Below are 26,418 nucleotides of genomic sequence, written 5' to 3' on the forward strand. Positions count from 1 at the left end.
AAACAACCGTTTTGGACTTCCAAGACGGTTTTTTTACGTTGTAAAATGGATGAGAAGTTCGCTTTCGCGAAAGCGTAAGTCCTTCAGAATACAACAACCCTTAAAATAGTAGTGTATTTACAGAGTCAAAGTGCTAAGCCTAAGCAAAAATGCCCATAATTACCCTATCAACCCATTATATTTGTAAGCCGTGGCTTTTTTAAAGTCACATGAGTAAATACCTAACAAAAACTTTTATACATGTCAACCCAACAACCTAAGATCATATATACTAAAACCGATGAGGCGCCAGCATTAGCAACCGCTGCCTTTCTTCCTATCGTGAAGAAGTTCATAGAGCCTGCCGGGATAGATATTGAAACTAAGGATATATCCCTTGCGGCAAGAATTCTTGCTGTATTCCCTGATCGCTTAGGCGATAAAAAAGTACCAGATGCATTAGCAGAGCTAGGTCAACTAGTAACTAAAGAAGAGGCTAATGTGATCAAATTGCCCAACATTAGTGCATCCGTCCCACAACTGAACGATGCTATTAAGGAACTAAGAGAGAAGGGCTACGACTTACCCTTCTACCCTGAAGATCCACAGACTGATGAGGATAAGGAAGTGAAGAAGCGCTATGATAGTGTGAAAGGTAGCGCAGTGAATCCAGTGCTACGTGAAGGAAACTCTGACCGTCGCGCCCCTAAACCAGTGAAGCAATACGCTAAGAACAATCCGCACAGTATCGGTGCTTGGAGCAAAGACTCTAAGTCACATGTATCTACTATGGATCATGGGGATTTCATGCACAATGAGAAAAGTATCACTGTTGAAAAACCAACCACAGTAAAAATTCAGTTAGTTGATACCGATAAAAACACTCACATTCTCAAAGAAAATCTAGCTCTGAAAGCTGGAGAAATCATTGACGCTACATACATGAGTAAAGAGGCTTTACTAGAATTTCTAGAAGAGCAAATGGTAGATGCTCGTGAGAAAGACGTGTTGTTTTCATTACATATGAAAGCAACCATGATGAAGGTTTCTGACCCTATCATTTTTGGTCATGCCGTACGTACGTTCTTCAAACCTGTTTTTGATGCGTATAGTGCAGACTTTGATAAAATTGGTGTGGATGTCAACAATGGTTTCGGTGACTTGTTAAGCAAGTTACATGAGTTACCAGAAGAGAAAAAAGATGCGGTACAAGATGCCTTGCGTCGTGTTATGGAATACCGCCCAGATCTTGCCATGGTAAATTCAGACAACGGAATTACCAATCTGCACGTGCCAAGTGACGTCATTATTGATGCTTCCATGCCAGCAATGATTAGAAATTCTGGCCAAATGTGGAATAAAGACGGTAAATCTCAAGATACAAAAGCCGTAATTCCAGATAGTTCTTATGCAGGAATTTATGATGCAACTATAGAGTTCTGTAAAGAAAATGGCGCGTTTGATCCTCGTACTATGGGAACTGTGCCTAACGTAGGTTTGATGGCTCAAAAAGCGGAAGAATATGGATCGCATGACAAAACATTTGAACTTCCTAAGGCAGGAAAAGTTCAAGTTGTTGATGCAGATGGAAATGTACTAATGGAGCACAGCGTTGAGGCTGGTGACATTTGGAGAGCTTGTCAAACCAAGGATGCACCAATCCAAGATTGGGTAAAACTGGCTGTATCTAGAGCTAAGGCCACGGGAGATCCTGCGATTTTCTGGTTGGACAAGAACCGCGCTCATGATGCAGAGATTATCAAAAAAGTAAATACCTACCTTAAAGGTCACGATACTGAAGGACTGGATATCACTATAGCTTCTCCAGTAGAAGCAACAGAACGAACTCTACGCCGAATGAAAGATGGTAAGGATACCATTTCTGTTACTGGTAATGTTTTAAGAGATTATAATACAGACCTCTTCCCTATTCTAGAAGTAGGAACTAGTGCTAAAATGCTCTCCATCGTTCCATTAATGAATGGTGGTGGTTTGTTTGAAACGGGTGCCGGTGGATCTGCCCCTAAGCACGTACAGCAATTTGAAAAAGAAAACCATTTGAGATGGGATTCTTTAGGAGAGTTCCTAGCCCTTGCTGTTTCTTTAGAGCATACCGCAGAGAAATACAACAATCCTAAAGCTCAGATCATTGCTGATTCTCTAGATAAGGCTACAGAGAAGTTCCTTACTAACAAAAAATCACCTTCCCGTAAGGTGAATGAATTGGATAACCGTGGGTCTCAATTCTATCTAGCTTTATATTGGGCACAAGAATTGGCTAACCAGACAAAAGATGAGGAATTAGCTAATCATTTCTCAAAACTGGCTAAGGATCTATCCGATAACGAGGATAAGATCACACAAGAGCTGATTGAGGCACAAGGAAAATCAATGGACATAGGTGGCTATTACTTACCAGATCCTGCTAAAGAAAAGGCAGCGATGCGGCCTAGTAAAACCCTTAATGCGATTATAGGCTAAGTCAAACGCTTATCCTAGATTGAATCCCGATCCCGTTATAACGAGATCGGGATTTTTTGTTTAGACCATTAACTTGAGCTCACAATACTCATGTCCCTTGGAGTTAGCAAGTTTATACGGCCAGTACGGCATGGCTCAGTTGAATATGATTTATTCTAAATATCTGAAGGCCTATCATAGCGATCCTTCCATTACTGATTAAACTCATGAGGGATGAGTATTCATCATACGGATGATCGAATAAAAAAAGACCGCTAATAATAGCGGCCTTTAAACAATAATCTTAGGGGAATTTATTTAGCTCTACTAGGATACCACTCTAATAAGGTGACTTCAATATCAGGATTTTCACTATTGACCAGAGATTTGAACTTTTCTATATCAGAGAATTTATCCTGACCTCTATAGTGGTAAGGAACCACCTCTTTAGGTGCAAATTCTAATACAGCATCAGCTGCTTGTTCCACGTCCATCGTATAGGGTAAATTCATGCACACAAAGGCTTTGTCTATATTCTGTAAATTTCTCATCTCAGGAATTCCCTCGGTATCTCCTGATATGTATATACGGTATCCATCTTTTTCCAGTACATATCCATTACCACGTCCTTTTGGATGTTTGTCTAGGCGACCTTCTGTAATATTATACATAGGGATAGCAGTAATTCTTAGACCATTGCGAGTCGCTGCTTCACCATTATTTACAATAACAGTTGGTCTTAATTTGGCATCTAATTTATCTGCGACTGCTTGAGGAACAAAAAGAAAATTACTCTCATTTTTAACAGCTGCTATAGTTTCTGGATTCATGTGATCGCCATGAATATCTGTCACTAAGATTACCTCAGCATCTGGCATGTTTTCAAAAACAGCGGCACCGCCAACAGGGTCAACATAGATAATTTGATCATTCCAATTCATTACAAATGTGGCATGTGAAATAGGCCGTATCTGGATGTCTGGTATCACATTAGCATTATCCGCTTCTTCATTTATCATTTCTTCCTCACTAGTTTCTGTTTGATCAACAGTAGTTTCGGCCTCTTTACAGGATAGAGCGGTAATGGTCAATAAACAAATCCAAAGTAGGTTTTTCATAATTAAAGTTTTGACAAAGGTACTTTTGAAGTACCCAGACCCCTGTTAATGAAAACAGAAAATGAGCTGAAAGAAGGTTCACGCATAGCCGTTTAGAATAATATTGGGCAGTACTTTTTCTTACTTCTACTATTCTCACAAAATGCCCTAGCTTTGTGTCAGATTCATTTTTTATGAAAAAGAAGAAAAACCAAAATTACAGCTGTGTACATGCTGGCGAATTAAAGGATACAGTATACGGTGGCGCTACCGCGCCTATTTACACCTCTACCACATATGACTATCGCGGTCCGGGCACTAATTTGTATCCGCGATATTTCAACACTCCTAATCAAGTAGCTCTAGCCCAAAAAATGGCGGTACTTGAAAATACAGAGTCTGCCATGATTTTTGGTAGTGGAATGGCAGCGATCAGTGCTGTATTTATGGCTTTTCTCAAGAATGGAGATCACATTATCATGCAACGTGCTATCTATGGCGGGACCTCACATTTCGCTGCGGCCGAATTTGATCGTGTAGGCATAACTTATACGATGTTAGAGCATATAAACGAGGATACATTGCAAGAGAGCCTTCAGGAGAATACCAGAATGGTGTACATCGAGACTCCTAGCAATCCACTATTAGAAGTGACAGATATTGAAATGGTTTCCGCTTTCGCGAAAGCGAACTCCTTAATCACCGCTATCGATAACACCTTTGCCTCACCTATCAACCAGAATCCTGCAGATTTTGGCATCGATTTGATCATTCATAGCGCTACCAAATATTTAGGTGGTCACAGCGATATTTGCGCAGGAACGGTAAGCGGTTCACAGAAACATATGGAAACGTTGTGGAATACGGCCAAAAATTATGGGGGCAGTTTAAGTGATGTTACAGTACACCTATTAGAGCGCAGTATTAAAACCTTAGGATTAAGAGTAAAGCAGCAATCTAAAACAGCGTTGAAGTTAGCGACTTTTCTAGAACGACACCCAGATCTTGAAAAAGTAAATTATCCGGGTCTAAAAACTCATCCACAATATAAAATTGCCAAAAAACAGATGTACGGCTTTGGCGGCATGATGTCTTTTGAGCTAAAAGAGCATGTCGATCACAATGACTTTCTAGAAGAATTAAAAGTGATCAAACCAGCTTTGAGTCTTGCGGGAGTAGAATCTACCATTCTTTCACCAGCTCAAACTTCTCACAGCTTACTGACACCAGAAGAACGAGCTGAGCAAGGTATCACCGATCGCTTACTGCGATTCTCCGTCGGGATTGAAGAGTTGAATATCTTGATTGACGATATTGAGCAGGCGATTGAAAAGAGCCGTAAACGATAAATAGAGTACATGAAATTAGATATACTAGCGATAGGTGCCCATCCTGATGATATTGAGTTAAGCTGTGCAGGTGTGCTGGCTAAGGAACATGCCGCAGGAAAAAAAATTGGTATCCTAGACCTAACTCGTGGAGAATTAGGGACTCGCGGTACACCTGAGATAAGGGATCTTGAAGCTAGTGATGCTGGTAAAATCCTAGGCGCTCAGGTGCGAGAAAACCTAGGCTTTGCTGATGGTTTTTTTCTTAACGATAGGGAGCATCAATTAAAGATTATAGAGGTCATCCGCAAATACCGCCCAGAAATTGTTTTTTGTAACGCCGTTAAAGACCGGCATCCAGATCATGGGCGTGGCTCTAGTGTTGCTAGCATAAGCTGTTTTCTTTCTGGACTACGCAAAATAGAGACCTCCTTTAAGGGTGAACCACAAGAGGCGTGGAGACCTAAACATGTCTATCATTACATTCAATGGCAAGACATGGATCCAGATATCGTAGTAGACATCAGCGGGTTTATCGATAAAAAGATTGATTCCGTAAAAGCTTACAACTCTCAATTCTTTGATCCTAATAATAAGGAGCCTTCGACGCCTATTAGTAGCAACAACTTTTTTGAATCTATTCGATACCGAGCAGCAAACCTAGGAAGACTCATAGGAACAGATCACGCAGAGGGCTTTATGACAGAGCGTTATCCAGCTGTAGAAAGTATATTTGATTTGATATAAATTCTGTCAAAAAAATATTTGAGATTTTAAGAAATACATTAAATTTGCATCCGCTTAACGGCGAGTGGTTGAACTCTTGAGACCCACTTTAAAAAAACTCACATTGATATGGTGGTTGTAGCTCAGTTGGTTAGAGCGCTGGTTTGTGGTGCCGGAAGTCGCGGGTTCGAGTCCCGTCTTCCACCCTAAAAGGTCTTAGAGAAATCTAGGGCCTTTTTTAATTTAGGAACTTGACGAAACTGGGGTCTAAGGGACGAGAAGTTTATGCCGCTGTAGAGCGGTAAGTCCCGTCTTCCACCCTAAAAGGTCTTAGAGAAATCTAGGGCCTTTTTTAATTTAGCAAGGTTTCTTTCCAGTAATCCTCTATAAGCTTCTTCAGTATTTTAAGTCGTTGAACATATACGTATAGGTATATCAGCAGAAATTTTTTTTAACCTATTTATATCTTTTTACTTCTGAAGCTTTCAACAAATTATTTGATCACGTGATTCTGACCAATTTGTTTAAACAAAATAATTTATTTGACGTTTCTCTACGAAAACGTTGTAGTAAGGCAAAAAAATAGGGTTGTTTTATTCGCAAAAAAGAGAACAATTGATAATTATCTAGACGAACGTCACTTGAAAAATCAAACTTATTCACATTTCTCTTCTAATAATAAAATCCTATAGGCAGTAGGATCAAGCTATTTTTTTAACATTTTAACCAGCGTATTATTCTCAAATAGTTAAATTTTAACTAAATCATATTTGCAAACCTTGAAAGAATCCTCCTAGTTTTAGCCATCTCGAGATCAAGAATAAATCATAACACAAATCATTAAAAACCCCAAAATGAATACACAATTTATCAAAAATTCCTTTTTAGGATTATCTGCCTGCGCACTTCTATTTACTTCTTGTCAAAAAGAGGAAAGCTTTGAAGAGGTAGATCAAAAATCTGATCTTGCCCGAGCACAGGAGTATGCGCAAAAGATCGGTTACAACCCTGATCATATTACCATTGATGACTTCCAGTTTCCTGATGGAACTAGTGAAGAAAGAATATACATTGAAGATGACATTGCTCTTACAGCTGCTGATTTTTATGCGCTAGAAGACATGAACTCTATGGCTAAGCAATATAGAACTACAAATTTGGTTACTGGTACTAACCGTACCATTGATATCATTGGATATACCGGTGGTGGTGGTCAAGGATTGACTAGCACTCAGCAAACTGCATTGCAATGGGCAGTGGCAAACTACAACCGCTTGAGTGGTGTGAGTTTGAACTTCCGTTTGACGTTTGGAACTAGCTACCAAGACAAAGACATGGTGATCTACCGCAACCCTAGCAACACTGGTGCTGGTGGATCTGCAGGATTCCCTTCTAACGGGCGTGCTAACAAGTTTGTACAATTGTATGCAGGAATGGATGCTTATGACACTAATGTAAACGAGCACGTGATCACTCACGAGATAGGACACTCTATCGGTTTCCGTCACACTGACTTTTTCTCACGCGCATCTTGTGGTCAAAACACAAATGAAGGTGATGGTGGTGTAGGTGCTATAAGAGTTGCAGGAACTCCTAGCGGTTATGATGCGACATCAGTAATGTTAGCTTGTTTCGCTGCTAACGAGGATGGTGAATTTGGAAACAACGACATCATTGCGTTACAAGCGATGTACTAGACCTTTTAATCTGAAATTTAAAAGCTCCCATCTGCAGATGGGAGCTTTTTTTAAGACCTAAAATCAATAGTGAAGAACTGCATAAGTATCAATACCATCTAAAGCCGCTCTCCCATTGAGAAAATCCAGTTCAATTAAAAAGCTAGCTCCTATGATGGAACCTCCAGCCTTCTTTATTAATCGCGCCGTCGCAGCAGCGGTGCCTCCGGTAGCGAGAACATCGTCATGAATCAAGACAGTTGCGCCATCGGGAATAGCAGATAGTTGCATTTCAATGGCATCCGTACCATATTCTAGCTGATATTCTTGCGTCACCAGACTTCCTGGTAGTTTATTTGGTTTACGCACCATCACAAAACCAGCGTCCAAAACGTCTGCCAGCAATGATCCAAATAAAAAGCCTCTAGCCTCCATTCCCACAACATAGTCGACTTGCTGATTCATAAATGGTTTTGCTAGTAGTTTAGTGGCAGCATTTCTCGCTTTCGCGGAAGCGAGCAAAGGTGCAATATCCTTAAATACGATTCCTTCTTTTGGAAAGTCAGGAATATCATGTACGTGTGATTTTAAATTTTCTATATCCATTGCAGAAAGATATAAAAGGCCGTAGTTTGAGGCTCTATTTAAATTATAAATTATGAAATTTTGGATTCCTGTTATATTATTCTTCGGAATTGCAAGCGCTCAACAAAGTTCTGATTCTAAAATCGAACAAGTGACTGTTTACCTTTCAAATGCAAGGGTGACTCGCAACGCAAGTATTCAACTTAATCCAGGTTCAAACGAAATACAAATAAACAAGCTATCGCCAGATATAGATGAAAGCAGTATTCAAATTTCTGATCTTGATGGATTGAAGTTATTAGGGCTTTCTTACGAGGTGTATGCTGCAGAAGAAAAGGCAAAGAGCAACCATTTTGAGAAGATTCAGACTCGACTTGATTCAATAACTCAAGCACTAGAAAGTATAGGTGCAAAACATCAAGGATTAGAAGAAGAAGAATTGATCCTCAAATCAAACCGTAGTTTAAATAGTAAAGACACTGGTCTGTCACTGGCTCAAGTGAAAAGCTTCGGTAGTTACTACAACGAACGTACAGAGCAAATCTCACTGGCCAAATCTAAACTAACTACGACCCAAAACGATCTCAATCAATTATTTCGTGTGCTTAAGGCTGATCAAAGTAAGTTGGATCCTGTTTCTAATAAAGCTCAAGGAACAATAAATTTAAAGTTAGTAAGCACTGCTAAGAAGAAAGCTAAAATCACCCTAGTATATAACGTGTCTAATGCTGGGTGGGTGCCTACTTATGACATTAATGCTATGGGTAAGACTGATGATATTACACTTAATTTCAAAGGGCAGATTTATCAACAGACAGGTGCCGACTGGAGTAATGTAAGATTAAAATTATCCACAGGAGATCCCAATGTAGATAACACAAAGCCAAATCTGGAAGAAAAAAGACTCCGCTTTATCAATAATTATTATACAGGAAATGCTTCCCGCAGAAGCAATAAGAAGTACAACCCCACTGTGAATACAGTGCGAGGTAAAGTCATTGACCCTAATGGAGATCCTATTCTAGGTGCAGTGGTAATGGTTCCTGGTACTTCCAATGCTACCACTACAGATTTTGATGGGAATTATGTAATTGATGTGGAATCGGGTAAACTTTTAAATTATTCCTTCTCAGGATACGAATCAGTAACTGAGCCTGTATACGCTTCCACTATGAATCAAAAATTAAACACGAGTTTAGAAGCCGTAATTGTGACAAGTTATCGCACTTCGACAAAAGAAAAATCGAATATAGCAGCCAGTACAGTAACAACAAATGAAATTCAAAGTGTAGAGGATAATATTGCCTCCCGCAATTTTGAATTGAGCGAGAATTATACCATCCTATCTAGCGACGGAACTACAGATGTCAACATATTTAGTAATAAAATTGAAGCTACCTATGAATATTATACCGCACCGGTAATTAACGAGAATGTATTTTTAACCGCTATCCTAAAGAACTATGAAAATCTAAATCTGATCCCTGGAGAAGCTAATATATACTTTGAAGATGCCTACACTGGAAAGATTTACCTTGATACAGACACTACGGAAGAGAACCTGACTATAGGTTTAGGTGTCGACCCGCAAATCACGGTCAAAAGAGAAGAAATTAAGAACTTTGAAAGTTCTAGTTTTTTAGGTTCCAATCGTATAACTGAAAAGCGATATGAAATCACGATTAAGAATAACCGGAGCAATGCCACTCAAATCAAAATACAAGACCGCATTCCAGTTAGTAGCAACAATGACATAAAAGTAGATCAAGTAGAAATTGGCAACGCTACCTTGAGCGACAAGGAAAATTTATTGACTTGGATTATCGATTTAAATAGTGGACAACAGGAAAAACGAACCTTTAGTTACCGAGTAAAATTTCCAAAAGACAAAAGAATTAATCTTAAGTAATTAAAGATTTGCCTTTTTTCAAAATAGAGTTATATTTGCACCCGCTAAAAGAGCAATTCTTTATAGCTTTTAGGCCTCGTGGCGCAACTGAATAGCGCACTTGATTACGGCTCAAGAGGTTACAGGTTTGAATCCTGTCGAGGTCACAAGAAACCGCTATTATCCCAGTGATATAGCGGTTTTCTTATTATAGGGCATTATTTAGGGTAACTTCACGCTTTTTATGCCCTATTCTATCCTGATTTTTCAAAAACTAAAATTTTCCTCAATTCCAACTACTGTCAGACCACGAGAAATGTTTGATGTTGAGATTAAAGTTTGAAGTCCGCTTTCGCGAAAGCGAACTTCTAAGGGAAGGTATCAACGTCAGGGAACCTGGCATAAAGTTGAAGAATTCAAATCCTATATTTCCTGTGAAAAGCTCGTTTTTGAGTGAAAATCTTAAAGTTCGCCGCTCAAAACGTTAATCACTAGACCAAAACCTAATTAATTTATGACTTTTACACCTTTAAGTTGAAATTATATCTATGATTTATAAATACCATTCGTTTCAAAAGCACTATTCTCAGTACAGCCTTATTATAATTATTGGATTGCTATACCTATCATCAGGAATGATCCAGGCACAAGAAAATAAAGATATTTCTAAAACTATTTACATCACTGGGAATATAGGAGATCAAAAACAAAGCAAATCAGACGAAATCTTAAAAGCGATCGTCAAACAAAGCCAGTCTGATCCAAATGCCGTTTTTTTATCTACTGGAAATAATACCAGTAAGGCTGGTTATCCTAAGAATAAGGAAGCTCGTAAGAAAGAAGAGCAAAACTTAACCCAGCAATTGTTGAACCCTCTTAAAGAATTTAATGGTCAAATCATTCTGATTCCTGGTAAGAACGAATGGAATAGCGATGGACAAAAAAATATCGATGATCTAGAATCCTTCCTACAAGATAACAGCAAGGCTAAGTTTTGGCCTAATGACGGTTGTCCTATTGAGCGTGAAACCTTGAGTGATGAAGTGGAACTGGTCATGATCGATTCTCAATGGTATTTAGAAGATTGGGATGAACACCCATATATGAACAGCAAATGTGAGATTAAAACTAGAGAACAGTTTTTTTCTCAGTTTAAGGATGAACTAAAAGATGAACAGAATAAAACAGTAATTGTGGCTATTCATCATCCTATACTAAGTGCTAACAGACGTGGCTTTTTTGCAAGAATGGGCGGTTTTTCTAATCAAGCATATTTCAATAATCAGATGCAGTATCTGGTAGGCCGCTTGGAAACTATTGCTAGCCAATTTGAAGATGTTGTTTTCGTTTCTGGAAATAATAAAAATTTACAGTTTATAGTGGACGATGGTATTCCACAGGTTATTAGTGGCGCCACTACAACAACTGAAAAGACCAGAGATAATTCTGAGAAAGTTAAATATGCCAGTGATGATAACGGATTTGCTAAGCTTAGCGTTTTTAAAGATGGTAGTTCTCAAATAGAAATTTTCAAAGTAGAAAATGGCTCTACTCAACTAGTACACACTTCCAACATCCAACTGAAAAAAGGAAGCTTAGAAGATTTTGATTACCATACGCCTGATGAATTTGGAGCCACTTATGAAGCCTCTATTTATACGGAAGAAGAAACCGACAAAACGGGTTTTGGCAAATGGTTTTGGGGAGATCATTATAGAGAAGTTTACTCGAAGGAAATTACCGCACCTATATTGTTCCTAGAAAGCTTGCCTAATAATGTGCGAGCAATCACAGAAGGTGGTGGAAATCAGAGTAGAAGTTTACGATTAATTGACGACAATGAAAATGAATTTACCGTTCGTGAGTTGCGCAAAAGCGCCGTACGCTTTTTACAGTCTTCCATTGATGATCATTATGTAATGGATTACATGAAAAACACGGTTGCAGAAGATATTGTCCAAGATTATTACACCACTGCTCATCCATATGCACAGTTTGCCGTGAATGAGTTGATGACTGCAATTGATTTGTATCATGCAAACCCTAGGATTGTTTATTTACCTAAACAAGAACGACTAGGAAGGTTTAATGCCTCTTATGGGGACAAACTCTATATGTATGAAGAACATGTAGGAGATGAAAATAAGGAGTTTGAAACTTTTGGAAATCCTGATGATATCATCAGCACGAGCGATCTATTCATAGAGCTGAGAGAAGATAAAGATGCAAAAATTGACGAGCCAGAGTACATAAAAGCAAGATTGTTTGATATGCTGATAGGCGATTGGGATCGTCATCAGGATCAGTGGCGATGGGCATTGGAAGAACAAGAAGATGGAACTGAGCTTTATTCTCCTATTCCTAGAGACCGCGACCAGGCGTTTCCTAAGTACGATGGAGTGTTTCCAGCAATTTTAAAATTAGGAGCTCCCCTTGCCCGTAATATGCAGACCTATGCACCAGAAATTCAAAACATCAAAACCTTCAATAATGCAGGGTTTTATTTGGACAAGAGCTTTATAAGTTCTGCTACTTGGGAAGATTGGAAAGCTCAAGCAGAGTTTATTCAAAATAATCTGAGTGATGAAGTGATTGATAATGCATTCGCTCAATTATTACCTGATACGATTGATGAGGATACAGACAAGATCAAGGAGATCTTGAAACAGCGTCGAGCGAATTTGGTCAACATTGCGAGAGACTACTATGAGTATTTTAAAAAATATGAAATTGTTATAGCCAATTCCAAAGACAACACTATTGATGTTGTAAGATCGAAAAATGGAGTGACACAAGTAACCATCAAAGACGATGATAAAGTTATTCTTAACAACACATACTCCAAGGACTTAACCAAAGAATTGTGGATTTATGGTCTTGATGGAGATGATACTATCAATGTAAGCGGCGAAGGAAATAATTATATCGACCTTAAGATATTTGGAGGTGAGGAGAATGACATTTATACCATTGATAATAGAAGAGCCGTTCGAGTTTATGACTATGCTTCTAAGAAAAATACCTTCAATACTCCAGTAAGCAAAACATTGACCGACTCCTACGACATCAACAACTATGATCCACGCAAGCGCGTGTATTCCACAAATGTTTTATTGCCTAGCGTAGGCTTTGATCCTGATGCAGGTTTTAAAGCTGGATTGACTGATACGTATACTTCTTACAAATTACTGCGTAACCCATTTACTTCGCAACATACCTTTTCCGCTAACTATTATGCGGCGACACAAGGGTTTGAATTAAAGTATTATGGAGAGTTTGCACACTTCTTTTACAATTGGAATCTAGGTATAGATGCGCGTTACACGACTGACAATTATGCTACCAACTTCTTCGGTATAGGGAATGAAACTTTCTATGATGAGGATGCCGTAACTTTGGATTTCAATAGAACTAAAATCCAGCAATGGCATATTGAACCTTCTTTACAGTACAAGAAATATCCTGATTTTACGGCTCATATTTCTGGACGACTAGAATCGAATGAAGTAGACGATCAAGAAAATGGATTTGCTCAGCAGTTCTTTTCTGCCTCTGATAACGTGTTTGAACGCCAATTGTATGCAGGTGGTGAAGTGGGGCTTAATTACAACAACAAGCAAGGGTTGGTAAGCTATCCACGTCGTGGTATGGAACTAGAGCTAATTGCTGGATACAAACGCAATATTGAATCTGGGTTTAACAATGAGTTTTCCTATGTTCAACCCACTGTTTCTTTTATATACCCTATCCATGAAAGTGGAGCAGCTACCCTAGCTACTAAAGCACAGGCTAATTTTATCATAGGAAACACTTACGAATTTTATCATGCAGCGACTGTGGGTGGAAACAACAGCTTGAGAGGGTATCGTAATGATAGGTTCCTAGGGCAAACTTCCTATTTCCAAAGTACTGATCTAAGAGTAGGTATTACCAAGTTTCGCACCGCATATGTTCCTATTCGCGTGGGGGTTACCGCAGGCTTTGATTACGGTCGCGTATGGGATGATGGTATGGATTCTAATGAGTGGCACAACAGTTATGGTGGATCTGTATTTATCAACGGGTTTCAAGCCATAACCGCCAATGTCGGGTATTACGTGAGCGATGAAGACAGCCGTATCATATTTACAGCAGGATTCCGCTTTTAATTATTTTTATAAACACTAAACTCAAAAGGTTGAATTTAAAGATTCAGCCTTTTTTGTTGCTTCCTTTTTAGGTTTTTGAAAGATTACATACTAAACAACTTTAGCAGAATTCAAGTTTTTATTGATCCTCGATCGGTACTTCGTTTGAAACTAAGTACACTAAAAAATGAGATTCTATTTGCGTTAAATTATAGCCAAGCTAGATTCAAAATGCTTTCACATCAATGTACATTTATGATGCTAATTTAAACGTCACATATCATGGCACAACAGCAAAAAAAGCAGGCACAACCTGCTAAAGCACAGTCCAAGCCACAGCCTAAAGCTGCTGCTAAAACTGCAAAGCAAGCTCCTAAGAAGTAGCCTGTTTTTCATCGCATCCCGATTGCGATTTCATGTAGAACACTAAAAAGAAACCACGCTTGACGGCGTGGTTTTATCTTTTAAACAATCTGGATATATTCGCTGGTAGCTACTTTCGTTATGAAGGCTCGTTAATTACCTGGTTACAGATTACTTTTCTGTAAAAGCAACCGCAGAATTCTTTGCATTAAGATTTTTACAGCAACAACTTTAATTTGATGTTGAAGTATTATTTGAAGTAGATTGATCAAAATTTCGCTTTCGTACCGTGTCGAGCACGGCATAAACTTCCTGTTCAGATCGCTTTCGCGAAAGCGAACATAACCACTACCTTTCAGCTATTTTGAAGCAATTTATTCACTTCTTGTATTTAATTTTTAGGTTCTCGACTCTATTTTTGTACTGAATATCACCGCTTAATTCGTAAGCTTTGTTAAGTGATTTAATGGCATCAGGTGCATTATCTTGTGCTTCATAATAATCTGCGATAGAGCTATAGGCGTCCGCGCTCTTAGGATAATGCTTGATGGCAAGTTCAAAATACATTTTTGATTTTTCTATTTCTTGCATATCCAGGTTCATGTATCCCATCATAGTCATAAGTTCTTTTGGATAAGGTGCTTCCGAATACCCGAAGTGATCTTTGAGCTTCTGCTCCCTATAAGTAATAATGTTGGAAAGCTCCTCTTTAGAGGTATCAAAGGAATTGAGCTTATCCGTATGTTCCATTTGATACCATTTGAAAAGCGATATCAACCCATCCATCAATGAAGGAAAGGAAACGGTACCATGAATATCCTTAGGGTAAAATTTCCATGAGTAAGCCAATCCATTTTGGGAATTTGCCTTGACCAAGTTTGAGAATTCCATATTGGATCTTGGGAACAAGGTAAAGTCTGTGGTGTCTTGCATCACATTATCAATAGTGATTTGGGAATTTTGCATGTGCAGCTGTCCGCTTAAAGATACGTACAAGGCTTTACCATCCAAGTTCCGATCAGCAAGGGTTCTTTGAGCTTGTTTCAATAACTTTTGGTCGTCCCAGTCTAAACTTGGGTCAATAGCCAGATAATTCGCAAATAAATCAGGCAGTTCCATCAAAGTCGCGACGGCAAACAGGCTGCCATAGGAATGACCTACTAAAGTTCTATAACTGGTTACCGGATAAGTTTTTTCCACAAATGGAATGAGTTCCTTTTCTAAAAAAGATCTAAAGTTAGCGGCTTTCCCATTTTCTTGTTGAAATGGCATTCCATATTTGGTTGTTATGGTCGACGTGGTTAAATCTCTGGTCCTGTTCTTATCGGTAACGATACCTACTAATACCATCTCAGGAGTAAATCCACCGCTGTAAAAACTTTGAACTGCGTTAACGGCAGGCAACAACACTTTACCATCCAAAATGTAGACCACAGGATATTTCTGCTTTGAGTCTGGAGAGTAACTGTCAGGCAATTGAACATAGATCTCTCGTGTTTCATTCAATATTTTAGAATCGAGGCTATCTAGGACTCCTAATTTTTGAAGAAATTGAGATTGATGATCTGATTGTGAAAGGGCAGCGGTTTGTAAGAATACTGTCAGGCAAAATGCCAGTAAGAGTCGAAATCCTTTCGCTATTTTGATATCTCGGTTCATGGTGGTTTGTTTTATCAAGCAGTCTCTAAGCACATTCAAAATGCGTTGACGACATTCATTGAAGGCGCTGCTGACTTGATTTGTATTTTATTTGAAAGATGAAGATAGCAATTCGTGTTGAAAGCACAGTTCCAACTCCAGTTAGTAATAGCCAACTGGATTTAAAACCAAATTCTTAACCTAGAACTATTTAATTATTATCCAATGTATTGATCAAACCAAAACACAACTGATCCATATTCCCCATCTGTGGGTGAAAGGCAGAAACATTTGATAAGATGATAATGCCATTGTTGTGTTCTACATCCAGTGCCATGGAAGACGTATAACCGCCTGTTCCTCCATTGTGCCAAATCAACTCGCCACCATTTTTCCTTTTCAACACATGCCAACCCAGTCCAATGCTCATATTCTCATTGATTTTGAAAGTAGGTTGGTGCGTAAGAGCTAATTCGGCATTTTCTTTATTGAACTGAGCCAAACCAAATTTAGATAAATCTTCCACTGTTGAAAAAATCGCTCCACCACCCGCTAAGGCTTCAAAGTCCCAATTGGATGTCACTTCGCCTTCAGTATTTTGACCTTTGATGAGATTTGGTTTCAGCTGGTCTCTTTTGCTGGTAGAGTTGGTCATTGCATAACGGGAAAAGATCTTTTCTTGGAGTAACTCTTCATAAGTAGAATTAGAAATTAATGCCAACTCAAATCCTAAAATTCCTGCACCTAGGTTGGAATATTCGTTCTTGATTCCTGGTTTTTGATTCAATTTCATAGCATCCGTCAAGTAGGTCGTTAGTTTCTCACGATTGTAATCCTTATACGGATTGTCTTGATCTACTAATAACAGATTCAAATTAGAGGGCAACCTGGGCAGTCCAGACGTGTGATTTGCCAATTGCTGAAAAGTAATTTCTTCTTCCGTGTTGAGTTTAAAGTCTAGGTAATCCTGAATGTTATCGTCCAGTTTCACTTGCTCATCCTGTACTAAATTTGCTAGCAAAGTGGCGGTAAAAACCTTAGTAATGGAGCCTATTTCAAAAGCATCTTGATAGTTGTCTACCAGCCGGATCGTGTCTTTCACTCGCTTTACTCCTACATATGTGATTTCTTTGTTTTGGATAACGGCAATGGAAAGCTGGGTGTTGTTAGGAAACGATTTGACCTTGTTGTAAATCAGTTCTAGTTGTTCTTTCTCTATACCGCTTTCGCGAAAGTCCATCCCATTAACCGCCGTGGTCGTTTGTGCGTTGGAACAACTGATAAAAAAGAGTAGGCCTAAAGCCAGTGTCAACTTATAAATGGAAGCTTTCATAAAAGTTATGCTTAGTAATTGAGCGATTCGGAGAAATTGTTAACCTTGGTTGGATTTAGTTTTGATAATTGAATATAGGTAATTGTATGTACTTACTGGATTTATAAATTGCCTCTATTTTTTTGAACTTTTTTATCGCTTTTATGTTCGCTTTCGCGAAAGCGAAATGAACAAGAAGTTTATGACGTGCTCGACACGGGTCGAAAGCGAAAGTAACAACAGGCGTGAGCTACGAGTCAGATTCCCGTTCGATTATTTTCACAATTCTATTGATGAAAATCTGGGACAGATTCCAGTTGTAGCCTGTAAAGTCTGTGGTATTCATGACTTGAATGACTACCGTATCGATGTCCTCATGGTATTCCGCAAGGCTTTGATAACCTGGTAGCAAGCCGCCATGTTCGTATTCATAAATCTCAGTATAGGTTTTTTGCTCCTCAGGAGTCAAAAGCGTTCCCACACTCAAGGCTCTTAGAAAAATGCCCACATCCTCTGCAGTGGCGATCATAGAGCCATAATCGTTTGTCTTAATGTCTTCTTCAAATCCTACATAATAACCACTCATCAACTGGTCCTGGTCTATATCATTCAAACTGCTAAAGGTATTTTTTAACCCTAGTGGATCTAAAATCTGTTCTTTGATAAATTGATGCTGGGAATAACCTGCGGTCCTCTCTATGAGTCTTCCCAACAATAAGTAGTTGGTGTTGGAATACTCATTGTCGGTATCTGGTTCAAAATTGGCCGGTAGATCCAGCACGTAATCTAACACATCTGTGGTTTTATCTTGTGGCTGTTCCCAGAATCCTGGATGCTCTGTAAAATTAGGAATGCCACTGCGGTGCATCACCATATTTCGCACAGTGATACGATCTGCATACTGGATCTTGTCCTTGAGTTCTGGAAAGTAATGCGCTAGGTTTTGGTCGAGCGATAGCTTGTTTTGGTGTACCAATTTAGTAATAGCAACCGCTACATAAAGCTTGCTGATGCTAGCAATCTTGAAATACGCATGCGGATCTGCAGGGATTTTATTCGCCCGATCCTTAACGCCAGCAGCATAGAATTGTGGCGGTTGACCGGCTTGATCTACATAGACCACGACTCCATCGATATCATAATCCATCATCGCATCTACTTGCTCTTGTACAGTGTCTGGCAACGGCATGATCCAGGACTTTACTAGAATCCAAGGAACAAAGTACAAGGAAATTGCAGTGCCTAGAAACAACAGCACTCTAAAGATATTTTTTACTGATTTTTTAGTCATGTAGTTTACAAAACTAGGGATTTTCTAAAAAGTCGGAATCTTTTGCTAGGTTGGTTGGAATCCCCTGGGTCTTTGTGATCCGTTGCTACTGCCATTAATTTTGACGTAGTCTCTTTGATTGAGGACAAGATCATAACTTCCTAGATCCACACCTTCCAGATCAATCACTTCGAATTTCGAGCTATTTAATTACTTGTCTACTTGGATTAATAAAAAACAACCTTGCGTATAAAGTTAGTCGAGTTCAATCTTGTCTTTGGGAAGCAATTCTCGATACCACTTTTCTAACTTTTGATTCTTGAAAAGAAATAAATAAAATTCGTCATTGTTATAAGAGTCCCGATAAGATAAAACTTCTATTTCATTGCTGTCTTGAATTCGCTTTTCTGCAATAGTATACTCATTCCCCAATATCTCGGTCACCTGTTCTTTGGACATACCTAATTCAAGTCTATTCATTTTTTCACTTGTCATATGTACTACCTGACAAGACACAAAAGAATTTAGAAACAATAGCACAAAAGCGGAAAGAATACAAAATTTGATTTTTTTCATGTACATAATTTTTATTGTGTTATTCATATTCTCGAAAATTTAATTTTTCTCACTTACCCACGCAGGCCAAAGTATCATCCGTATCAGGCATTGCCTTTCGTTTATCAATTACCTTGCCTTAAAGATTATTTGAATCGACAAAACTGAATTGCTTTGAGTTAAATCAAAAGGTGCTTATTAGCGATTCAAATGATTATAAGTTCATTTCTCGCTCTCCAGTTATTAGATAGTTTTTCCATTGTACGACATTGGGCAATGTGAGAGGATAATTAATAGTTGGATTACACCACTCGTCTAATACTTCACAGACTTTTTGTCCTTCTTTATCTTCCATGTCCCAATCAAAATAATCAGAACCAATCGCTACTAGGGAAATTGTCATCAAATGTTGAAGCTTCAAACTACCATTTAAAACGTCATCACAAACAGTTAGCAAATTTTTAGGTTTGATTATAAATTCACCTTCCTGAATCATTTCAACCTCCTTCCAGTATGCTATTATTTTTGCGCTCTTAGCTTTATCTACTTTCACTAATTCTTTTGCGGGAATTAGCCCTAGGAAATAATCTCTTATTTTGGGTTCTGTCATAATGTTTCAAATACTCTTAATCACAGATCTATCTCTTTCCTTGACTTTGGTTTTTTATTAGATTAGTTGGAATCTCTGGATTTCTGTGGTCTGTTGATATTGCCATAAGTATGGCATCTATTTCAATTTGGGGTTTTCGAAGGTTCTATCATGATGTCCACTCCAAGAGACCACATAATAAGTGATGCAATCATAATTAAAGCTGTCCAGTATTTGTCCGCTTTCTAAAACCTTTATTCCTTCGTTCGTTAATAAAGTACTTGCGCTTCCACCGGCGCAAATCACAAGCAATACGTCACTTAATATTTTGTTGAAATAGTCCATTGCAACTTTGATCTCACTATCAAAATCTTGACTGCTAAAACTATCAAAATGATCGTGATAAATATCAAAGCCAATGGTGAACTCATTGTCTTCTGAACTCAAAAATAAATTGTGAGTGCTGTTTTCATTTATAGATTTTATCTCTAAACGAAGGTGATTTTTGCCAAAATCAGAAGGATGTATTGAAATATTCTCAACAAGATTGCTGTGCTTTTTAATCAAATACGCATATACTTTATTTGAGTATTCGTTTAAATCATTCGTGTTAATCATAGTGATCTAAGAATGTTTGGAGAGCTTTTCTATAGTTTCTCGATCTGAAACAAACGTGAATTTCCAAGGCTGACTATTGATGGACGATGGACTTAGTCTCAAAATCTCTTGTAATTCTTGAATTTTGCTAGACCCAATTTTTTTTTAGAGGCATCGTACTTTTTGGTCGTGTAACGCGTCTGCACGGATTCTAAAAAGGTCATAGGTATATTAATGTTGTTTTTACGGAGTTGTTAAATTTGAAGGTCGGTAACATCAAAACTATGTCCTGATCATTTAGTTTTATACAATTCTAATAATATTCTATAGCTTCTCAGGTGCATTGCTTTCTTTTAGTAATCTTTTTAGAGTTGGCGCGAAAGCTCTTTTAAATTTGCGAGGCACTATCAAATTTCAAAAGTGCTTGAACTTGCATTCACTGAATGTAAGTTTCTATTTTTTTTTTAATTATTAATTGCCTCTAGAAATGGAATTTTTAAAAAATTAACATCTCCATATTTGTTTCGGCCTAAATCACCAATATAGTCCTCGTGACTTATGCCTCGATTCATCATTGCAATATACTGTTCTTCATAATGCATCCTCATTTCGTCAGTGCAACACTCTGCTTTATAGTTTTCTTTGATTCCAAATATTCTGTCCCAAGAAGTTATTTGGTCAGTATTACCAGTACTTGTAATGTCGATTTCAATGTCTTCAGGTTCTATTGTTGAATCAAATGCTTTGTTAAATCTTATTTCAATTTCGATATCATGAGTTGTTCTGCTATATGGGTAAAACGCAATTGTTCTTGTTTTGCTTTCACTCTTTTTACCTTTGTTATTTGTAATATAGAGAGTGTCTTCACTCAACTTATACTTACCATTACAAATGTCACAAATTGGTATAAGATTCTTAAAATTCAGAGAATTGAATGGATAGTGTTTTCTCGGCAAATAGTGATCTAACGCGCTTCTGTGGGTATGAAATTGGGTTAGTACTTTATGGATACCACAACATTTACAAACGGAAGATTTTTTGACTACTCTTTTGTAATAAACGTTTATATCTTCATACACGGTATAAAATGGTGCGAGATTTATACAATGGTTATAGAGACAATCACAAAAAGTTTTTATTGCTCTTTTGAGGTTGATATTTATTACCTCTATTTGATCATATTTTACAGGCTCAATATCACCATTACATAATTCTCTAATTTTATTGTTGTTGTGAACTGCTGTCTTTAATAGCTTGATTTGTTTACGATTAAGTGTTTTGCAAATTATGTAAGCTTCAGCTAATGGGGTTAAAACATAATCATTATTGATACTATCAATAAGGTTTTTGTATTTCGGCAAAACCAATGTTGAACTAAAGGTAGCATCTGCGATATTCTTAGCATTAAAAATCACATCAAGCATTACGTGATTCACAAAGGATTGTACCTTCTGGATTTTGGAATATGAATAATTATATGGTTTTAGCATTAACTTAATTCTTGTCTGTAACTTCCTTAATTAGCATTAGTTTTTCAATTGAATCACCAAATTCATTGTTTAATTCCTCTATTAAATTTTCTGTTTTCTCTCCACTATTGAAGCGCTTTTTAAATTCCATCATTTTTGACATAGCGTAAGAACCAATTGTCTCTTTGTTTTTAAAAATCCTATTAGTTAAAAGATTTACGGATGTTCCATAGGTGTCAATTCCTAATTCACTAGCTTTCTTTGCTGAAGTATGGCCATCTTCGTCTTTTTCAAAAAGTACTACATTATCAGGTAAACAATCAGAAATAATAAATGGTGAATGCGAAGTAAGTAATACATCTTTCAATAAGTGAACATTAAAGTCTCCGTGTGGCAGGCCTTTTGGATTTCCTGATGAAATGCTATCATTAAGTGTTTTTACAAATTTTGCTCTCCAGCTTGGGTTAAAATGCGTTTCTGGTTCGTCTAATAACAAAATGGAACGTCTATCTTTTAGTAATAAACAAATTCCCATCGTATGGAGAAACTGATGTTCTCCATCTGAAAAACTTCTTAAAAGTAAATCTTTTACTTTACCTGTTTTAAGCTCTTTGTTAATATAAAAATCTAAAAAATGAAACATATCTTGACGAGGACTACCGACTGGTAATTTGCCATCAGTGTAAATACCTTTAGAGCGATACACATCAATTTTAGTTTCTTCATCAACAAAATGATTGTTTAGTTCGTATAACAATCTGAAAAACTGGAAGCATTCTAAAGAGGAATGAAAATGTTCTTTGAAAGCTAATTTGGTAGCATCATTTACGTGAAAATCTAACCATAGAGTTTTAGTTTTCCTATTTGAAAACCAAGAGGTAGCACACTTTTTTAAGGCTTCTAATTGATTTTGTTCTAGTAATTTAAGAATAGGAGTTTTTATAGTGCTTTTTGTTATTTCATCCTGAAACTCAAAATCGTGTAGGTGAATATTTATTCTAAAACTTGTCAATCCCAAAATACCAGTGTTATCAATATGTCTTAATGGTGCAAGTGTTTTTTTATTTTCAAAAAGCAAACACGCTAATAAAACCGCCTGACTCATATTGTTATCTATATAAATCAAACTGTTTTCAGGCTCATCAAAACGATCGTAATTATCTCTAGTTGCTTGTTTGTATTCGTCTAAATGCATTAAACGACTTTTAATAAATGGCAAACTTAAAATCTCGTTTTCACCAGATGAATAACCAATAATATGAGCTGGTAAGTATTCTTTTCCATCTGCTGCATTATCTCTTACTTTTGGTGGAGTAAGAGAAATTTCTCTAATTTCTACAGATTTATCAAAAGGAAATGGTTGAATGAACATTTGAGGTTCTTTTCCTTCCTTTTTTGTTATAATTACTTTGTCAAAATAAAATAATGTATATAATTTCCTATTGTGTTGCCCAATTAAATATTCTAAGGTAAATGCATCTGGCGAACATTCTGTTCTTTTAAAATTACTTAAATCTTTAATACTCTCAGGTAAATACTTTGCTACACAAACCTCCAAATGATAAAAAATATTTGCCAATGCCTCCAATACATTAGATTTTCCACTTCCGTTTAAACCAGCAAAGCAAAACGGGCGAAACTGTTCCATTGCTTCCGTATCTGCTAATGAATGGAAATTGATCTCAAACCCTTGTTGTAAGCTTCTGAATCCCTCTTTATTCTCTATTTTAAGTTTTAATAATTTCATCAGACGGTTAGCTTTACTCGATTCGTTTTTTTATCAAATACTTGTTTTACTTTTCCTTCTTTTAATAATTCAAATAAAAATACTTTTGCCTTGTCATATATTTCCTGCTCATAAAATTTGTTTTTGTTTAATTCACTTTTATCTAATCGTTCCAGAAGTAATCGAATGGATTTTGTATTACTGTTTACCTTAAAAAAATCATAATCGTTTTCTAACAATACTTCTAAATCAATAGCTTTTCCAAATTCTAAATCTCCTTTAAAAGCAAGTTGAGACAATGCCTTTTGTAAAGTTTCAAAATACTCCTTAGAAAGATTAAGCTTTCTTCTTATTTCAATGTATTTACTGTATTTTTCTTCAAATTGTTCCTGTAATTCAATATTGGGGAAAGGAATGCGGATATTTCTAAATTTAGCCATTGAAATATTTAGCATAGAGCCACTAGACCCTGTTGCTATAGAAAGAAAGGATTTTCTAACATCCTTGTTTTGCAAAACGTAATGCAGATAAACCTTTTTTATTAAAGTTTCATTTGTATCTATTTTCCAAATTTTATCAGGCAAGAAGAGTTTATCATAGTCTTCATCAACTATAGAAGTTGCACCGACTAATTCTAAAGTATTAGCTCGACTAAAAAGTAAATCTCCTTTTTTTGGATGTACCAATTCCTTTTTTATATTATCTCTTTTTACTGCTTTATATTCATCTGGATTGAAAATTCCTTTTGTTACTGCGCTAATTTTTAATACTCCAAATTCATTATTTTCAAGCTCTTTTTTGTTTTCTCCTCCATAGCTTGATCCTGCAGTTATTTTTTCAATACAATCATTAATTGGATTTATTTTCCATTGATTTGGTCTTTCCATTGGACTGCCAAACATTTCTAAAAATGTTGCTCTTAATAATTCATCATATTTAGCAATGGTTTCTTCCCTCTTATTCAAAATGGACTTTGCCTTATCTAGAATCGTTACTATTTTTTTTTGGATTTCGAGGTCTTTCGGAAAGCTTAACTTTATTTCCTTTAGATTTTTATTGTTTAAAATAGGAACAACCGCTTGGTTTGATTTATTTTGGAGTACCTTTTTGTTGTGACGAATTAAATAATTAAACAAATAAGGATTTATTATACTTTCATTTACTAAAACGCCTGTTATTTGTTGATTTGCAGAAGATTCTTTTTCGATTATACCTGAATTCCCTATGTCACCAATACAGGTAATTAAAATAGTTAATGGCTCGAATAGTGTTGCTGAATTACTTACAGCGTACTCAGAAATCATTCTAGAAGAATTTTTTAAAGTAAGTTTGGAAGTAGAAAAATCACTAGGCGTGAACCAACTGTAATTAGCATCTTCAAAGTTTAAAATTTCAGTAGTTTTTGGTGTTGAACCTGTTTTTATTCTTTTTGCTAAAGAACCAATACTTTTAGTTATGATTTCCGTCATTCAATAAGGTTTTTAAGATCTTCCATATCCTTTAGGATTTCATCTTCCAAATTATAAAGGGTTTCTAAAATCTTTTGAGGTGACTCATAAGTTTGTTCTTCGTACTCAAATTTTTTGTAACGATTATAACTCAGGTCAAGTCCATTTTCCTGTATTTCAGATATCGGAACATAAAAGTGATTGGTTCTTTCAATAGGTGTTTGGGTTGCTCTGTTTTTATAGGCATCTCTGGCTATGGGTAAAGGATTTTCGGCTAGTTTTTTTCTGTTATCATCCAGACTATACCCATCATTTTTTAATTCATAAAACCATACTTTTTCGGTATGCCAATTTGGGCTTTCTTCTTCCGCCTTGGTAAATATTAATATAGATGTTTTTACACCTGTATAAGGTTTAAACGCTCCGCTTGGTAGAGAAATTACAGCTTCTAGCTTGTTGTCTTTTAACAGTATTTCCTTAGTTTGTGTATGAGCTTTACTTCCTCCAAACAATACACCTTCAGGAATAATTACAGCAGCTTTTCCTCCAATGCATAGCATTTTAGAAATACGTATTAGAAAGAGTAGTTCACTATTGGTTCCCGTAATTTTGAGCTCATCACTGATTCCACCTTTATCAACTCTACCTGTAAATGGTGGGTTTGCCAAAATCACAGAATATTCTCCATCCTTATATTTTTTGTCATATTTTTTGGAAAGCGAATCGGTATTTTCAATTTGAGGAATCTTGATACCGTGTAACATTAAGTTCATCAAACCAATTCGAACCATTGTTTGGTCAACATCAAAACCAAAAAAAGCTTTTTCCCAGAGATATTGCCATTTTTCTTGCTTACGTATTTTATCTCCTCCAAATCTTTTGAATCTTTTTAAGCCGTTTTCATCTTTAATAATTTCTTTAGGACTTGTATATTTAGTTAGTATATATTGATAGGCTCCTACTAAAAAACCGCCTGTTCCACAAGCTGGGTCGCAAATTTTATCTGTTAAGTCTGGATCAATAATTTCACACATCAATTGGATTAAGTGTCTTGGTGTACGGAACTGTCCATTCTTACCGCCAGAGCCCATTTCATCTATAAGGTATTCGTACAAGTCGCCTTGTGTGTCCTGAAATTGTTGTCCTTCGTCCTGTTGTTGTTTTATATCTTGGAAAAGTTCATCAATGGATAGAACGGCTTCATTCAACAAAGCTGAATTTTTGATGATAAATGTAGCGTTCTCCATGTACCTAGAATAAGGTTGAGAAGGGTCATTTAAACTTTTAATAAAATCAAATGCTTTATTTGCAACCACATCTAACATCGCATCAGGTTCGAGTTGCGAGAAATGAGACCAACGACAATCTTCCTGACCTTTAAAAATAGAATCGTATTCTTTTTCATCAAAGGTTGCTTTAGCTTTTTCGAGTGTATCTGCATCATCAATTCTTCGCATAAATAGCAGGTAAGAGATCTGTTCAATAGCTGTAATAGGGTTAGTGATACCTCTGCTCCAGAACTTATCCCAAAGCTTATTGATTTTTGATTTTAATTCGTTTGATAACATTAGTGTGTATATGTTTT

At 36.8% G+C, this 26,418-nt stretch carries 19 protein-coding genes and 2 tRNA genes; 8 read left to right on the forward strand and 13 right to left on the reverse strand.

Annotated elements, in window-relative coordinates; genetic code table 11:
- The first annotated feature begins 240 nt into the window (after nt 1-240).
- On the forward strand, nt 241-2,460 hold the full coding sequence (locus NMS_RS00260) for an NADP-dependent isocitrate dehydrogenase (protein ID WP_041494825.1): 2,220 nt from the start codon (nt 241-243) through the stop codon (nt 2,458-2,460).
- 293 nt (nt 2,461-2,753) lie between these two features.
- Here NMS_RS00260 and NMS_RS00265 read toward each other — a convergent pair whose 3' ends face one another.
- Complete coding sequence (locus NMS_RS00265; protein ID WP_041494826.1) at nt 2,754-3,557, reverse strand: MBL fold metallo-hydrolase; 804 nt, start codon at nt 3,555-3,557, stop codon at nt 2,754-2,756.
- A gap of 173 nt (nt 3,558-3,730) precedes the next feature.
- Between NMS_RS00265 and NMS_RS00270 the strand changes: the two genes are divergently transcribed.
- The 4 genes from NMS_RS00270 (at nt 3,731) to NMS_RS00285 (ending at nt 7,287) form a co-directional block, all read left to right on the forward strand.
- The gene (locus NMS_RS00270; RefSeq protein ID WP_041494827.1) at nt 3,731-4,885 is read left to right on the forward strand and encodes a trans-sulfuration enzyme family protein; all 1,155 of its coding nucleotides are present in this window, start codon (nt 3,731-3,733) and stop codon (nt 4,883-4,885) included.
- 9 nt (nt 4,886-4,894) lie between these two features.
- Complete coding sequence (gene bshB1, locus NMS_RS00275) at nt 4,895-5,611, forward strand: bacillithiol biosynthesis deacetylase BshB1 (protein WP_041494828.1); 717 nt, start codon at nt 4,895-4,897, stop codon at nt 5,609-5,611.
- Between the two features lie 110 nt (nt 5,612-5,721).
- Nucleotides 5,722-5,797, forward strand: a tRNA-His gene (locus tag NMS_RS00280).
- A gap of 647 nt (nt 5,798-6,444) precedes the next feature.
- Entirely contained in the window at nt 6,445-7,287 is an 843-nt protein-coding gene (locus tag NMS_RS00285) for a M57 family metalloprotease (RefSeq protein WP_041494829.1), read from the forward strand.
- 63 nt (nt 7,288-7,350) lie between these two features.
- On the opposite strand, the gene NMS_RS00290 is transcribed toward NMS_RS00285, so the two are convergent.
- Nucleotides 7,351-7,872, reverse strand: a complete 522-nt coding sequence (locus NMS_RS00290) for an adenine phosphoribosyltransferase (RefSeq protein WP_041494830.1) — start codon at nt 7,870-7,872, stop codon at nt 7,351-7,353.
- A gap of 52 nt (nt 7,873-7,924) precedes the next feature.
- Here NMS_RS00290 and NMS_RS00295 point away from each other — a divergent pair, with 52 nt between their 5' ends.
- The 3 genes from NMS_RS00295 (at nt 7,925) to NMS_RS00305 (ending at nt 13,887) form a co-directional block, all read left to right on the forward strand.
- Nucleotides 7,925-9,760, forward strand: coding sequence for a DUF4139 domain-containing protein (locus NMS_RS00295; RefSeq protein WP_041494832.1), 1,836 nt, complete (start codon nt 7,925-7,927; stop codon nt 9,758-9,760).
- Nucleotides 9,761-9,832: 72 nt separating this feature from the next.
- A tRNA-Arg gene (locus NMS_RS00300) sits at nt 9,833-9,906 on the forward strand.
- 381 nt (nt 9,907-10,287) lie between these two features.
- The gene (locus NMS_RS00305) at nt 10,288-13,887 is read left to right on the forward strand and encodes a metallophosphatase (RefSeq protein ID WP_041494833.1); all 3,600 of its coding nucleotides are present in this window, start codon (nt 10,288-10,290) and stop codon (nt 13,885-13,887) included.
- A 720-nt stretch (nt 13,888-14,607) separates the two neighbouring features.
- Here the strand turns inward: NMS_RS00305 and NMS_RS00310 are convergent.
- From NMS_RS00310 to NMS_RS00355, 11 genes are all read right to left on the reverse strand, one after another.
- Nucleotides 14,608-15,888 (reverse strand): alpha/beta hydrolase-fold protein, encoded by a 1,281-nt coding sequence (locus NMS_RS00310; RefSeq protein ID WP_041497322.1) that lies wholly within the window; start codon nt 15,886-15,888, stop codon nt 14,608-14,610.
- Nucleotides 15,889-16,078: 190 nt separating this feature from the next.
- A complete protein-coding gene (locus tag NMS_RS00315; protein WP_052476607.1) occupies nt 16,079-17,200 on the reverse strand; it encodes a serine hydrolase domain-containing protein in 1,122 nt (373 codons plus the stop codon).
- A gap of 229 nt (nt 17,201-17,429) precedes the next feature.
- Nucleotides 17,430-18,470, reverse strand: a complete 1,041-nt coding sequence (locus NMS_RS00320; RefSeq protein WP_041494834.1) for a serine hydrolase domain-containing protein — start codon at nt 18,468-18,470, stop codon at nt 17,430-17,432.
- 234 nt (nt 18,471-18,704) lie between these two features.
- Nucleotides 18,705-19,025, reverse strand: coding sequence for a DUF3192 domain-containing protein (locus tag NMS_RS00325; protein WP_158448938.1), 321 nt, complete (start codon nt 19,023-19,025; stop codon nt 18,705-18,707).
- 193 nt (nt 19,026-19,218) lie between these two features.
- On the reverse strand, nt 19,219-19,614 hold the full coding sequence (locus NMS_RS00330; protein WP_041494837.1) for a hypothetical protein: 396 nt from the start codon (nt 19,612-19,614) through the stop codon (nt 19,219-19,221).
- Nucleotides 19,615-19,731: 117 nt separating this feature from the next.
- Nucleotides 19,732-20,211, reverse strand: a complete 480-nt coding sequence (locus NMS_RS00335; protein ID WP_041494838.1) for a hypothetical protein — start codon at nt 20,209-20,211, stop codon at nt 19,732-19,734.
- Between the two features lie 6 nt (nt 20,212-20,217).
- Nucleotides 20,218-20,313, reverse strand: coding sequence for a nitroreductase family protein (locus NMS_RS14000; protein ID WP_231862345.1), 96 nt, complete (start codon nt 20,311-20,313; stop codon nt 20,218-20,220).
- 341 nt (nt 20,314-20,654) lie between these two features.
- Nucleotides 20,655-21,614, reverse strand: a complete 960-nt coding sequence (locus NMS_RS00340; RefSeq protein ID WP_041494839.1) for a hypothetical protein — start codon at nt 21,612-21,614, stop codon at nt 20,655-20,657.
- Between the two features lie 70 nt (nt 21,615-21,684).
- Nucleotides 21,685-23,406 carry a restriction system-associated AAA family ATPase gene (locus NMS_RS00345; protein WP_041494840.1) on the reverse strand — a complete coding sequence of 574 codons (1,722 nt, stop codon included), beginning with the start codon at nt 23,404-23,406 and terminating at the stop codon, nt 21,685-21,687.
- Nucleotides 23,406-24,854, reverse strand: a complete 1,449-nt coding sequence (locus tag NMS_RS13330; RefSeq protein WP_052476608.1) for a restriction endonuclease subunit S — start codon at nt 24,852-24,854, stop codon at nt 23,406-23,408. Before NMS_RS13330 ends, NMS_RS00345 begins: the two co-directional genes overlap by 1 nt.
- A complete protein-coding gene (locus NMS_RS00355; protein WP_041494841.1) occupies nt 24,851-26,401 on the reverse strand; it encodes a type I restriction-modification system subunit M in 1,551 nt (516 codons plus the stop codon). The genes NMS_RS13330 and NMS_RS00355 overlap by 4 nt, the downstream gene beginning before the upstream one ends.
- Nucleotides 26,402-26,418 lie beyond the last annotated feature (17 nt).

This window comes from Nonlabens marinus S1-08, from assembly GCF_000831385.1.
Taxonomy (GTDB): domain Bacteria; phylum Bacteroidota; class Bacteroidia; order Flavobacteriales; family Flavobacteriaceae; genus Nonlabens; species Nonlabens marinus.

Coding starts and splice junctions, on each gene's coding strand:
- NMS_RS00310 (WP_041497322.1), bottom strand. CDS start 15,888: ATGAACCGAGATATCAAAATAGCGAAAGGATTTCGACTCTTACTGGCA.
- bshB1 (WP_041494828.1), top strand. CDS start 4,895: ATGAAATTAGATATACTAGCGATAGGTGCCCATCCTGATGATATTGAG.
- NMS_RS00320 (WP_041494834.1), bottom strand. CDS start 18,470: ATGACTAAAAAATCAGTAAAAAATATCTTTAGAGTGCTGTTGTTTCTA.
- NMS_RS00340 (WP_041494839.1), bottom strand. CDS start 21,614: ATGCTTGATGTGATTTTTAATGCTAAGAATATCGCAGATGCTACCTTT.
- NMS_RS00315 (WP_052476607.1), bottom strand. CDS start 17,200: ATGAAAGCTTCCATTTATAAGTTGACACTGGCTTTAGGCCTACTCTTT.
- NMS_RS00355 (WP_041494841.1), bottom strand. CDS start 26,401: ATGTTATCAAACGAATTAAAATCAAAAATCAATAAGCTTTGGGATAAG.
- NMS_RS00330 (WP_041494837.1), bottom strand. CDS start 19,614: ATGACAGAACCCAAAATAAGAGATTATTTCCTAGGGCTAATTCCCGCA.
- NMS_RS00335 (WP_041494838.1), bottom strand. CDS start 20,211: ATGATTAACACGAATGATTTAAACGAATACTCAAATAAAGTATATGCG.
- NMS_RS00305 (WP_041494833.1), top strand. CDS start 10,288: ATGATTTATAAATACCATTCGTTTCAAAAGCACTATTCTCAGTACAGC.
- NMS_RS00295 (WP_041494832.1), top strand. CDS start 7,925: ATGAAATTTTGGATTCCTGTTATATTATTCTTCGGAATTGCAAGCGCT.
- NMS_RS00345 (WP_041494840.1), bottom strand. CDS start 23,406: ATGAAATTATTAAAACTTAAAATAGAGAATAAAGAGGGATTCAGAAGC.
- NMS_RS00325 (WP_158448938.1), bottom strand. CDS start 19,025: ATGAAAAAAATCAAATTTTGTATTCTTTCCGCTTTTGTGCTATTGTTT.
- NMS_RS13330 (WP_052476608.1), bottom strand. CDS start 24,854: ATGACGGAAATCATAACTAAAAGTATTGGTTCTTTAGCAAAAAGAATA.
- NMS_RS00290 (WP_041494830.1), bottom strand. CDS start 7,872: ATGGATATAGAAAATTTAAAATCACACGTACATGATATTCCTGACTTT.
- NMS_RS00265 (WP_041494826.1), bottom strand. CDS start 3,557: ATGAAAAACCTACTTTGGATTTGTTTATTGACCATTACCGCTCTATCC.
- NMS_RS00270 (WP_041494827.1), top strand. CDS start 3,731: ATGAAAAAGAAGAAAAACCAAAATTACAGCTGTGTACATGCTGGCGAA.
- NMS_RS00285 (WP_041494829.1), top strand. CDS start 6,445: ATGAATACACAATTTATCAAAAATTCCTTTTTAGGATTATCTGCCTGC.
- NMS_RS00260 (WP_041494825.1), top strand. CDS start 241: ATGTCAACCCAACAACCTAAGATCATATATACTAAAACCGATGAGGCG.